This window comes from Rickettsia amblyommatis, from assembly GCF_002078335.1.
In the GTDB taxonomy this organism is placed as follows: Bacteria; Pseudomonadota; Alphaproteobacteria; order Rickettsiales; family Rickettsiaceae; genus Rickettsia; species Rickettsia rickettsii.
Window position 1 is genome coordinate 598,556 of record NZ_CP015012.1, and the last position, 12,613, is coordinate 611,168.

Here is a 12,613-nt window from a genome sequence, read left to right on the forward strand (position 1 = left end):
AAATAATATTCCTTCAAAAATCTTATAATTTGTAGCAAAAAAGCTCTTTAATTATTAATGAAAATTTATTTACTGCTGACTCTTAGAAGCTTGTTTTTTATAGTCGGAGAGTTTATAATATGACAAATACAAGATCTAAAACTAAAACTCCAAGATCGCCATATGTAAAAAAATATAATAGTTGGCGAGTAAGGATTTTGTATTCTATTATTATAGGTTATGCAACTTTTTATTTTTGTCGTCAGAATTTTAATATAGCAACTCCTGCTATAAGAGAATATTTTGGGGTTACTAAAACACAAATTGGCTGGATATTAACTGCTTCATCTATTATGTATGGAGTTAGTAAAGCTTGTAACGGGTTTATTAGCGATAAAGTTAATGCTCGGATATTTATGGTTTTGGGTCTTTTATTTGTCGGGATCATTACTATGCTAATAGGTTTTTCAGATTCTTTATGGCTTATAGGAATTTTATGGATAGCCAGTAACTGGTTTCAATCTATGGGCTGGCCTCCTGCAACAAAGATGCTTACTCACTGGTTCGCTTCAAAAGAACTTGGAACTAAATGGGCTATGGGTGCAACTTCTAATCAAATAGGTGGTGCCCTTGCTATGATAAGCTGCGGTTATTTAATCGATAAATTTGATTGGAGAGCTGCTTTTTTTGTTCCAGGTGTAGTTGCTTGTGTAGTATCGCTTTTTTTATATAATAGGCTTCGTAATTCTCCAAAAGAAGTAGGTTTATCTACCGTAGAGGAATATAAAGAATATCCGCTTGAAGCTATAGGAGATTATGATAAGCTATTAACTCCGCAATTACTTAAAATGGTCTTTTGTAATAAGCTAATATGGTATGTTTGTTTAGCAAATATGTTTGTTTATATAATACGTTCCGGAGTAATTTATTGGGCTCCAACATTTTTAAAAGATTTACGTAATATAAGTCTTGCAAATGCAGGCTTACAAATCGGTTTATATGAAATGATAGGTATTCCAGGGGCATTAATAGCAGGTGTTTTATCTGATAAACTATTTCAAGGTCGTCGAGGCCCTGTTGCATCCATATGTATGGTATTGCTTAGCTTATTGTTAGTCTTGTTTTGGAAACTTCCTATTCACAGTGAATTATTAAGTATAGTAATTCTTTCTTTAATAGGCTTTTTTGTTTCAGGACCTCAGCTCCTTGTAGGTATAGCAGCTGCTGATTTTAGTACCCGTCAGGCTGTCGGTACGGCTAATGGATTATCAGGGTTATTTGGTTATTTAGGAGCGGCTATTGCGGGAGTCGGCGTAGGATGGATTAGCGATAATTATGGTTGGAATGGGGTATTTACATTTTTCAGTATTTCTGCTCTTTTAGGAGGAGGATTATTTGCTTTAATATGGAATCGTTCAGCTAAAAAATAAATTTAATAATTATAATAAATAGGTTACAAAATGACAATACAATATACTTTTTCAATGATTAAGCCTGATGCTATCAAAAGGAATAAAATAGGGCAAGTTAATACTTACTTAGAAAATGCCGGTTTAAAAATAGTGGCTCAGAAAATGAAATTTTTAACTAAATATGAAGCTGAATGTTTTTATGATGAGCATAGAGCAAGACCGTTTTTTAATAGCTTAGTTGAATATATTACTTCAGGAGCGGTAGTACTTCAAGTGCTTAAGGGGGAGGATGCTATAACTTTAAACCGCACCGTTATGGGTGCAACTAATCCTGCTGAAGCTGAAGCAGGCACTATTAGAAAAGATTTAGGCGAATCAATTGAGGCTAATAGTATTCATGGTTCAGATAGTGAAAATAGTGCGAAAAGAGAAATCGAATTTTTCTTTAATAAATCTGAAATTATAGAATAATTAATGCTAAAATATGATGTAATAGTTATAGGTGGTGGACATGCAGGCGTAGAAGCAGCCGCCGCTTCTGCACGTCTTGGAGTTCCTACTCTCTTAGTTACGTTAAAACCAGAAAATTTAGGCGAAATGTCTTGCAATCCAGCAATCGGTGGAATTGCAAAAGGCACATTAGTTAAAGAAATCGATGCACTTGATGGGTTAATGGGTTATGTTATAGACCAAGCCGGTATACATTATAAAATGCTGAATAAGACTAGAGGACCAGCAGTTTGGGGACCTAGAGCTCAAGCGGATCGAAAGCTTTATAAAAAAGCGATGTATCAAATATTAACAAATTATCCTAATCTAGATATATTATATGGAAAAGTGGAAGATATAGAAATTAAATCTTCTAAAATTGAAGCGGTGATTTTAAATAACGGTAGCAAAATTCTTTGTCAAAAAATTATATTAACTACAGGTACTTTCCTATCAGGTCTTATTCATATTGGACAAAAAAAAATTCCTGCCGGTAGAGTAGATGAAGAGCCTTCGTATGGATTATCAAATACATTAAAACAAATAGGTTTTAAACTGGCTCGTTTAAAAACAGGTACACCGCCTCGAATTGATGGACGTACTATTGATTATAGTAAAACAATTTTACAACCCGGCGATAAAATTCCTAGTCCTTTTTCTGAATTAACAAATATTGTTAATGTTTCTCAGATAAATTGTTTTATCACAAAAACAACCTCAGAAACTCATGATATTATACGTGAGAATCTTGATAAATCCGCAATGTATTCAGGGCAAATAGAAGGAATAGGACCGCGATATTGTCCTTCTATTGAAGATAAAATAGTCAGATTTAGTACAAAATCAGAACATCGTATATTTTTAGAACCTGAAGGGTTAGATGATTATACGATTTATCCAAACGGTATTTCTACTTCTTTGCCTGAAGATGTGCAACATAAATTAATCAAAACAATACCAGGATTAGAAAATGTAAAGGTTTTACGTCCAGGTTATGCTATAGAATATGATTATGTTGATCCACGTGAAATAAGTGTTACGCTAGAGACAAAAAAAATAGCTGGATTGTATTTTGCCGGGCAAATTAACGGTACTACAGGATATGAGGAAGCTGCAGGGCAAGGTATAATAGCCGGTATAAATGCTGCTTTAGCAGTAAAAGATCAAGCACCGTTTATGTTAACAAGAGCAAACAGTTATATTGGAGTAATGATTGACGATTTAACAACATTTGGTACTATAGAACCTTATCGTATGTTTACTTCTCGCTCAGAATATAGATTATCTTTAAGAGCAGATAACGCTGATTTACGTTTAACGGAATTAGGGATGAACATTGGAGTCGTATCAGAAAAACGTAAAAAAATATTCACAAAAAAATGTGAAGATATAGAAAAAATAAAATCATTATTAAATACCTTGTCTTTAACTACTAGTAAACTTGCTAAAATGGGTATACAGGTTGCACAGGATGGTACATATAAAACAGTATTAGACTTATTTAAAATACCTAATTTTAATGTTGAACAAGCTATTAAAATTTTTCCTATGCTTAAAGAAACACAAAATAATAACATTTTGCAATTACTCTACATTGAAGCAAAATATGCTTCATATTTAACTAGACAACACGCAGATATTAATTTATTTCAAAGTGAAGAGGCGCAGTTAATACCTAAAAATATTGACTATTTTAAAATAGCAAGTATATCATTAGAGATACAGGAAAAACTTTCTTCCTATAAACCTACTAGTATTGGTGTAGCACGTCGAATTCCAGGGATTACACCTGCAGCAATTACGGCTATTATAATTTATTTAAAAACTAAATATAGTGATGGAAGTTCCACGTGAAATAATTGAAAAGTTAGAAATTTTTCAAAAGTTAGTTAAAAAATGGAATAAATCAATCAATCTTGTATCGGATAATACTATACATAATTTTTGGCAACGTCATATATTAGACTCATTACAATTAATACAATATATTGATAATAAAGAAATACATTTGGTTGATATAGGAAGCGGTTCCGGTTTGCCTGGTATAATATTATCTATAGCGGGGGTAGCGCAAGTAAGTTTAATAGAAGCTGATTTACGTAAATGTATATTTTTAGAAAAAGCATCAAAGATATCAAATAATAACATACAAATAATCAATCAAAGAATAGAAAAAGTAGAAATAGATTGTAGTATATTAACTTGTAGAGCTTTCTCTAACTTAAATACAATATTTAATTGCATAAAAAATATTTCAGTACGAGAAAAATTTTTGTTATTAAAAGGAAAAAATTATTTAACTGAAATAGTAGAAGCTAAAGAGAGATGGTTATTTGGTTATTTAATACATCAAAGTATTACTTGTGAAGAAGGGAAAATTCTAGAAGTTAGTAATTTAACAAAAATGATATGAAAGTAATTGCTATTGTTAATCAAAAAGGAGGGGTAGCTAAAACTACAACTACTGTAAATTTAGCTACAGCTTTTGCTGCTGTAAATAAAAAAATTTTAGTTATAGATCTTGATCCTCAAGGGAATAGTAGTACCGGTTTTGGAATTAGTCAGCAACAACGCAAAAATACTATATACCAAGTATTAACAAATTTAATAGAATTGAAAGATGCAATAATTTCTACAGATATACCAAATTTAGAAATAATTACTTCAAACACTAATTTATCTGCGGCTGAATTAGACTTAACAAAATTAAAGGACCGAGAATATATTTTAATTAAGCTATTGGAAGAAATAAAAATATTATATGATTATATAATTATTGATTGCCCTCCTTCATTAAATTTATTAACGGTAAACGCTTTAGTTGCAAGCGATGAAGTACTGATTCCAATGCAATGTGATTTTTATTCTTTAGAAGGATTAAGTCATTTGTTAAAAACAATTGAAATTGTGGAGAAAAAATTAAATCCTAAGATAAAGATTGCAGGTATATTATTTACAATGTATGATAAGCGTAATCGTTTAACTGAACAAGTAGAAGATGATGTTAGAAAATGCTTAGGAGAATTAGTATTTAAAACCGTTATTCCAAGAAATATTAAACTATCTGAAGCTCCTTCATATGGAAAACCGGCTATTATATATGATTATAAATGTTCGGGAGCAGTTGCATATATAGAACTTACAAAAGAAATCTTAGAAAGATATGGCGAAAAATAAAGGACTAGGAAGAGGATTATCTTCATTACTTGGAGAAGAAGTTATTTCTATAGAATCAGAAATAGTACAAATAATAAATATTGATAAAATAAGACCAAATGAGAATCAGCCTAGAAAAAACTTTGAATATGATAAAATAAAAGAATTAGCAGATTCCATATTGAATAATGGTTTATTACAGCCTATTATTGTTGATAATAATTTCCAAATTATAGCCGGAGAGCGACGCTGGCGTGCATGTAAATTAGCAAAAGTTTTAGAGATACCGGTAATTATAAAAAATTTAGATGCTAGAGAGAGTATGGAAATAGCATTAATTGAGAACATACAAAGAACTGATTTAACAGTGATGGAAGAAGCTCGTGGCTTTAAATATTTAATAGAAAATTTTAATTATACGGCAGAAAAATTAGCTGAAAGGCTTGGTAAAAGTCGTAGTCATATAGCTAATTTATTAAGGCTTAATAATTTGCCGCAGTCTATTCAAGATAAAGTAAATGAAAATATACTAAGTATGGGTCAAGCTCGGTGTTTAATAAATCATGAACATGCAGAAGTAATAGCCGATCATATTATAAATAATGATTTAAATGTACGTCAAACAGAAGAACTAGTAAGACAATGGTATAAAAATGAGTATACAAAATCCCCTAACAATAATAACAAAATAGGAAAGCGTTTTTTAAAGGACAACGCTATGGATAATGATCTAGAATTATTAGTAAAAGCTTTATCAGAAAAATTTGGTATAAAAATAACAATAGAAAATTATCCATTAGGCGGAAAATTAATATTTCATTATAAAGATTTGAAAGAATTAGACTTGATATTATTAAAATTAAATTAAAATGCATATGGAAAAATTATCAATAAGCTTGAACGAAAAATTATAAGTATAAAAGTATACACAATCCTCAAGCTGCTAAAATTAAAGTATATATACAGCATTTTATTTCTTAAGATAAATATCTAAACTAGAAAAACAATGATAGAAATTACAATGAGCAATAAATTCATACAATACAGTAGTAAATATATATATCGGTGTAAAATAATAATATAAGGAAATAAGTAATTTATGTCATGTCAATATGTTTATGAAATGGTTAGTTTAAGCAAAATTATAAATGGTAAACGAATTTTAAAAGAAACAAATTTATCATTTTTACCAAAAGCTAAAATCGGTATAATAGGTCCAAATGGAGCAGGCAAGTCGACTTTATTAAAAATAATGGCAGGTATTGATAAAGAGTTTGAAGGTAAAGCAACAGCTAAAATTGGTATAAAAGTAGGATATTTATCTCAAGAACCGTATCTTGATGCTAGTAAAAATGTTTTTGATAATATCATAGAAGGTCTTCATGAAAAGAAAAAACTTATTGATGAATTTAATTATATAAGTAACAAATTTGCTGCTGAAATCACTGATGAAGAAATGCAAAAGCTTTTTGATAAACAAGCAGAATTGCAAGAAAAAATAGACAATTGTGATGGATGGAATCTAGAACGTGAAATAGAGATCGCAATGCTTGCTTTACGTTGTCCACCAAAAGAAGCAGATATTATAAAAATTTCCGGTGGAGAAAAAAGAAGAGTGGCTTTATGTAAATTGCTTTTAGAGAAACCTGATATGTTGTTACTTGATGAACCTACAAACCATTTGGATGCAGAATCAGTTTCTTGGCTTGAGGATTATTTAAAGCATTATGAAGGTACTGTAATATTAATTACCCATGATCGTTATTTTTTAGATAATGTTACAGACTGGATATTAGAAATAGATCGTGGAAATTGTATACCGTGGGAATCAAATTATAGTTCTTGGCTTGAGCAGAAGCAAAAAAAAATAGCTTTAGAAAGTAAAGAAGACGATGATAGAAAAAAACAATTGAATCGTGAACTTGAATGGATTCGTCAAACTCCAAAAGCTAGACAATCAAAAAATAAAGCACGTATTACAGCATATCAAGAGTTATTAAATAAACAACAAGAACAAAAAACCGATCCTACTCAAATAATTATACCTAACGGACCTCGTTTAGGTGATCTTGTTATTGAAGCAGAACATATAGCTAAAAAATTTAATAATAAAATATTATTATCAGATTTTAGTTTTAAAGTTCCACGTGGAGCTATTGTAGGAATTATTGGACCGAATGGAGCAGGTAAGTCTACTTTGTTTAATATTATTACAGGTAAAATAATGCCAGATAGTGGTTCTATTAAAATTGGTCAAACGGTAAAATTAGGTTATGTCGATCAATCACGGGATCATTTAGATGATAATAAGACTATATGGGAAGAAATTTCAGAAGGTCTAGATGAATTACAACTTGGTAATAGAATAATTAAAAGTAGAGCTTATTGTGCAGCTTTTAATTTTAGAGGCGGTGATCAACAAAAAAAAGTTGGACAACTTTCAGGTGGAGAACGTAACAGAGTACATTTGGCAAAATTACTAAAAGAAGGAGCAAATGTTATATTATTAGATGAGCCGTCTAATGATTTAGATATTGATACGTTAAGAGCACTTGAAGATGCTATTTTAGATTTTGCAGGTTGTGTATTAGTGATTAGTCATGATAGGTGGTTTTTAGATAGAATAACCACTCATATTATATCATATGATAAAGAAAATAATGCTACATGGTTTGAAGGAAATTATCAAGATTATCATGAATATATGCTAAGTACTAACGGGGAAAGTATTTTAAATCCAAAATATAAACATAAGAAATTAATATAAATATGTCTTTAACACAAATATTATTAATTTTGTTTGTAGGAATATTGGTAACAAAACCGCATGATATTGTTATAATTATTAAAGAATTAAAAAAAATAAAAGCGTATTTAATTAATATTAAGTCGTCTATTGTACAAAATATAGATGAACCGTTAGAAACAGAGCAGGTAAATTTTTATTTAAAAAAAATTATTAACCTAGAAGGTTATTATCATGGTAGTTATGATTTAACGACAATAAAAGAAAAATATTATACACTAATAATTAATGATGACTTAATAGAAAATGAATCAGTACCTGATATAACAGAGAAACACTAATCCGTGCCTCGCTCAATTAATTAAATCTAAGAATTATGCAAAAAGTAGTAAAACTTAACAATATCAAAATAGGAAATGATTTACCGTTTGTTCTAATTGCAGGGCCTTGTCAGATTGAAGGAAGAGATCATGCGTTGTTTATGGCAGAAAAACTTGTTAAATTAACTAGCAAGCTTGAGATTCCATTTATTTATAAATCTTCTTTTGATAAAGCTAATAGAACTTCCGTACATGGGATTAGAGGACTTGGTATTGAGAAAGGTTTAGAAATTTTATCAAAAGTAAAATCTGAATTCGATTGCCCTATTGTTACTGATGTTCATTCAGAGAGTCAATGTACCGAAACAGCCGAAGTAGCAGATATTTTACAAATTCCGGCATTTTTATGTAGACAAACCGACTTGCTTCAAGCTGCAGCAAAAACAGGTAAAATAGTAAAAGTAAAAAAAGGACAGTTTCTAGCTCCGTGGGATATGAAAAATGTACAAACAAAACTAGAAGCTTTTGGAGTAAAGGATATATTATTTACAGAGCGAGGAGCATGTTTTGGCTATAATAACTTGGTATCTGATATGCGTAGTCTTGCAATAATGGCAGAGTTAAATGTACCTGTAGTTTTTGATGCCACACATTCCGTTCAGCAACCGGGCGGGCTAGGAGGTAGTACTGGCGGAGAAAGAAAATATGTAGAGTTACTTGCAAAGGCAGCAACTTCTGTAGGTATCGCCGGTATGTATATGGAAGTACATCAAGACCCCGATAACGCTCCAAGCGACGGTCCATGTATGATGAGGTTGGATAATCTAGAGTCCATTCTTATCAAACTAAAAAAATATGATAAAATTACAAAAGAAAAATAACTTCAAATTTTACCTTTCAAAATATATATAAATATCTCCTATTAATTCAATTTTAAAATAGAAGTAATAATTTTTTACAATATAAAAAATAGAACTTTCTTATCGTTAGAATTTCACCACTTCACCTTTAAATCTTTGTTGTAAATTTACTTATTCAACTTATAGATCATAAATGTTTTTATTTGTATAAATGCAAATAATTTATAGGTATAATTATTATGTGGAATCAAATAAAAGCAGTTGGCAGTACACTGCTTGGAGTCCTAAACAGGAACGAGGTTTAAAAAATATAAATGATTTTTTGACGGAGTATTTTAATAATATTTTGGAACAAAAAAACACTCCAAACCTAACTGTTCTTGAAGAATGTAATATATTAATAAAATTACGTAATATTAAGGATATATTAACTCCAAACACAAGCTTCATATCTAAAAGTATGAATATAAAGATATTATAGCTTGGCTCTCTAATAACACTCGTTCTATATTTAATGAAACATTAGTAAACCAAATAGCGGGCTTGCAGAGTTTATCAATGTAACCGCTTTGGATTTTAGTAACTACCCCTTTATAACAGAAAAGAACAAAAAAAATATTATAAAGAAGCATTAGAATGGCTTGATAAACTTACGGGATCGCAAGCTGAGCATATTGTTATATCTATAAATGAAATAAAAGCCAATGCTCATTATTATTTAGGTATGATCTATGAAAACAGTAAATCAGAATTAGATTGGTTTAGGGCAATAAGAGAATATATTAATGTTCTGGAAATTGATAAAGATTTTATAACTTTCTCTATGGCCATGATACGTACATTTTTAGCAATATTTGTAAAAAAAATAGGTGGATTATTTTTAAATTTAGGGAGATTCTATAAGGACGAAAATAAAAGCGAAATAGTAATTAAATTGTTTCTTGAAGCATAAAATATTTCAAGGTAAGTTTAAGTATAGACCCGGTAGAAGAGTGTAATTTTATTCTTAGAGAAATTTTTAACATCCCTAAGAATAAAAAAGAAGTAGAGAATTATCTATCTTTAAAAAAAGATCTTTATATATCTTTAGGAGAATTTTTATTTAAATTAAATACCGCTAGCTGCTTTTGAATATTTAAAGGCTGCAAGTATAGCTAGTCCTAAAATTATTGTTAAAAGTTCATAAAGTTTATAGTACGAAGATGGAGGAAAATACTGCTTTTATACGCTCAATGCTTGACAAAGGTAAGATGGGGAAGATCTGAGTATAGTTACTAAAGAGGCTGACAGAACAAAATTTTTAAGTGATACACAGACTATAATAAATGATCGTCCTGACTTAGTAAAACTTATTACCGAGGTGTACTCTGATGCAGAAATAATGGATTTAAAAACTCAACAACAAGAAGAAGGAAATACTTCGGACTGCAGAGTTTTAGTATGTGATGATTTAACAAGACAATCTCAAGGCCTTAAAATTCTCTCTACGGAGCAATGTAAAGGACAAGGACTAAATTTAAGAAAATTTCAAGCTGAAACATTAAAACAAAGTTTAATAATTCAACAAAGCCCAAGAACAACATGTTTATATTAACATAGATAGTAATGCTTCAGATAACGAAGAAGATAAAGATAATAACAATAGTAATGAAGTAGAGCGTCCTCCTTATGATAATAAGGACGAAGTTGAGGCAACTATGCAACTTAATGATTAACATTAAAAGTTTGACGTTGCGATGTCATTGCTGCTGTTGCAGGAATGACATCGGCATTCTAATAACAATGCCCACTCGCAATACTTGCATTTACACCGAGAAAGAATTACCGCAGCCGCATTTTGCTTTAGCTTGCGGATTACTAACGTTGAAATATGAACTGCCTAGCTCTTCTATAAAATCAAGAGTGCAATCTAGCATAAATTTTTGAGAGATAGGATCAATAATAATTGTAGCATTATGTTTAGTAATAACATAATCATCTTGCTCTATATTATTTTTTGAGATTAGTTCATAATTATACATAAGTCCTGAGCAACCGCCGCTATCAACCGAAACTCGCAGTACTAAATTCTTATCTTTTTCTAGCTTTACTAACTCGCAAACCCGTTCAAAAGCTCTATCCGTAATTGTTATCGTCACTTAAAATTACCTTGTAAAAGTCTCATAAATTATATAGTATATCTTGATATTTTTCAAGTTAGCTTTGTTGTGTGGTTCTAACTTTTCGTCATTGCGAGGAAATTGCATAGCAATTGACGAAGCAATCTAAGGAGTTTGTTATTATTTCATGAGATTGCCACGTAGTCTACGGCTGCTCGCAATGACGACTCGGCATCCACACAACAACGTCTTTCAAAATAAAGGATAACGATGCTTGTTTCATACGCTTCTGATCCTCTTAAAAGTAGGGGAAGATTATATAAGGAAATCCCGACCTCTTATAGAAACGAGTTTGAACGTGATCGTGATCGCATTATACATACTAATGCATTTAGGCGTTTGCAATATAAAACTCAAGTGTTTATTAATCACGAGGGAGATCATTACAGAAATAGGCTAACTCATTCTCTAGAGGTTTCAACTGTTGCACGTTCGGTCGCTAATACTTTAAATTTATCAAATGATTTAGCTGAGACAATAGCACTTGCTCATGATCTTGGGCATACGCCTTTCGGTCATGCGGGAGAGCGGGCTTTAAATGAATGTATGAGAGAGTATAACGGCTTTTCTCATAATGCTCAATCTTTAAAGATACTAACATTACTTGAAAAAAGATATGCGGCTTATAATGGAGTAAATTTAACATGGGAAGTTTTAGAAGGAATAGTAAAACATAACGGTCCTATACTAGGCGAGATAAATGAATATGTAGCAGAGTATAATAAGCAAAATGATTTAGAACTTAGTACCTATGCATCAGCAGAGGCTCAAATAGCAGCGCTTGCCGATGATATTAGCTATATTTCGCATGATTTGGAAGATAGTATCGGTGCTAAAATTATCGATTTTAATAGTCTTGCTGAACTTAAATATATTGATCAACATGTTTTTGAACTCAAGTCAAAATTTAAAAATATTAGTTCCTCATGTCTGATTTATGAGGTAGTACGTAAGCTAATACATGAGTTAATTACCGATTTATTATGGCAAACAAAAGAAAATTTAAATAAAGAAAAAATTACTAACATAGATGAGATACGTAACTTGAATTATCAGATAGTGAATTTTACGGAAAAAACTAATGAAAATATTAAGGAAACTAAGAAGTTTCTTCATGAGCGAGTTTATAAAAGTAATAAAATTACGGCCATCAGCCTTAAATGTACTAAAATCGTACAAGGTCTGTTTAAGGTTTATATGGATGATATTAATTTATTGCCGGTTAATTGGAAAATGCTAATAGACTCTAAGGAAACATATAGTAAAGCTAGAGTTGTTGCTGATTATATAGCAGGGATGACTGACCGTTTTGCCATTCAGGAATATAATCAGCTCTGCTCGACTTCCTACATAACTTGCTTCTAAGGGTAATTTGTGCGTCGCTCCGGTGCTCGCATCCTCACGTACTAAAGTGTACGTTGCGGTGCTGCGTTCTGTGTCTCCTACAAATTCCTTCTTATTAGCAAGCGTTTGTAAGAATTCTATTCGCTGA

The 12,613-nt window shown here is 30.8% G+C and carries 13 protein-coding genes and 2 pseudogenes; 13 read left to right on the plus strand and 2 right to left on the minus strand.

Annotation, left to right across the window (positions count from 1 at the left end; all coding sequences use genetic code 11):
* Positions 1-119: 119 nt before the first annotated feature.
* The 12 genes and pseudogenes from A3305_RS03455 (at position 120) to A3305_RS11795 (ending at position 10,556) form a co-directional block, all read left to right on the plus strand.
* Positions 120-1,409 (plus strand): MFS transporter, encoded by a 1,290-nt coding sequence (locus A3305_RS03455; protein ID WP_014391767.1) that lies wholly within the window; start codon positions 120-122, stop codon positions 1,407-1,409.
* A gap of 30 nt (positions 1,410-1,439) precedes the next feature.
* Positions 1,440-1,862, plus strand: a complete 423-nt coding sequence (ndk, locus tag A3305_RS03460) for a nucleoside-diphosphate kinase (protein ID WP_010420526.1) — start codon at positions 1,440-1,442, stop codon at positions 1,860-1,862.
* A 3-nt stretch (positions 1,863-1,865) separates the two neighbouring features.
* On the plus strand, positions 1,866-3,734 hold the full coding sequence (mnmG, locus tag A3305_RS03465; RefSeq protein WP_014391768.1) for a tRNA uridine-5-carboxymethylaminomethyl(34) synthesis enzyme MnmG: 1,869 nt from the start codon (positions 1,866-1,868) through the stop codon (positions 3,732-3,734).
* Complete coding sequence (rsmG, locus tag A3305_RS03470) at positions 3,715-4,293, plus strand: 16S rRNA (guanine(527)-N(7))-methyltransferase RsmG (protein ID WP_014391769.1); 579 nt, start codon at positions 3,715-3,717, stop codon at positions 4,291-4,293. The genes mnmG and rsmG overlap by 20 nt, the downstream gene beginning before the upstream one ends.
* On the plus strand, positions 4,290-5,057 hold the full coding sequence (locus A3305_RS03475) for a ParA family protein (protein ID WP_014391770.1): 768 nt from the start codon (positions 4,290-4,292) through the stop codon (positions 5,055-5,057). Before rsmG ends, A3305_RS03475 begins: the two co-directional genes overlap by 4 nt.
* Positions 5,044-5,904 (plus strand): ParB/RepB/Spo0J family partition protein, encoded by an 861-nt coding sequence (locus A3305_RS03480; protein WP_014391771.1) that lies wholly within the window; start codon positions 5,044-5,046, stop codon positions 5,902-5,904. Before A3305_RS03475 ends, A3305_RS03480 begins: the two co-directional genes overlap by 14 nt.
* 231 nt (positions 5,905-6,135) lie before the next feature.
* On the plus strand, positions 6,136-7,803 hold the full coding sequence (ettA, locus tag A3305_RS03485; RefSeq protein WP_045799377.1) for an energy-dependent translational throttle protein EttA: 1,668 nt from the start codon (positions 6,136-6,138) through the stop codon (positions 7,801-7,803).
* A gap of 2 nt (positions 7,804-7,805) precedes the next feature.
* The gene (locus tag A3305_RS03490) at positions 7,806-8,123 is read left to right on the plus strand and encodes a DUF2672 domain-containing protein (RefSeq protein WP_014391773.1); all 318 of its coding nucleotides are present in this window, start codon (positions 7,806-7,808) and stop codon (positions 8,121-8,123) included.
* Between the two features lie 35 nt (positions 8,124-8,158).
* Positions 8,159-8,983, plus strand: a complete 825-nt coding sequence (gene kdsA / locus A3305_RS03495) for a 3-deoxy-8-phosphooctulonate synthase (protein ID WP_014391774.1) — start codon at positions 8,159-8,161, stop codon at positions 8,981-8,983.
* Positions 8,984-9,203: 220 nt separating this feature from the next.
* Positions 9,204-9,443, plus strand: coding sequence for a hypothetical protein (locus A3305_RS03500; RefSeq protein ID WP_014391775.1), 240 nt, complete (start codon positions 9,204-9,206; stop codon positions 9,441-9,443).
* Positions 9,444-9,686: 243 nt separating this feature from the next.
* Positions 9,687-9,914: a hypothetical protein gene (locus tag A3305_RS08850; protein ID WP_014391776.1), complete on the plus strand. Its 228-nt coding sequence runs from the start codon at positions 9,687-9,689 to the stop codon at positions 9,912-9,914.
* Positions 9,911-10,556, plus strand: a pseudogene (locus A3305_RS11795) (hypothetical protein). Before A3305_RS08850 ends, A3305_RS11795 begins: the two are co-directional and overlap by 4 nt.
* 211 nt (positions 10,557-10,767) lie before the next feature.
* Here A3305_RS11795 and A3305_RS03510 read toward each other — a convergent pair.
* On the minus strand, positions 10,768-11,100 hold the full coding sequence (locus A3305_RS03510) for an iron-sulfur cluster assembly accessory protein (RefSeq protein WP_014391778.1): 333 nt from the start codon (positions 11,098-11,100) through the stop codon (positions 10,768-10,770).
* A gap of 231 nt (positions 11,101-11,331) precedes the next feature.
* Here A3305_RS03510 and A3305_RS03515 point away from each other — a divergent pair, with 231 nt between their 5' ends.
* Positions 11,332-12,486, plus strand: a complete 1,155-nt coding sequence (locus A3305_RS03515; protein WP_014391779.1) for a deoxyguanosinetriphosphate triphosphohydrolase — start codon at positions 11,332-11,334, stop codon at positions 12,484-12,486.
* Here the strand turns inward: A3305_RS03515 and A3305_RS11800 are convergent.
* Positions 12,400-12,606 (minus strand): annotated as a pseudogene (locus A3305_RS11800) (palindromic element RPE1 domain-containing protein); the annotation flags it as partial. The gene A3305_RS03515 and the pseudogene A3305_RS11800 sit on opposite strands and share 87 nt — an antisense overlap.
* Between the last annotated feature and the right edge of the window lie 7 nt (positions 12,607-12,613).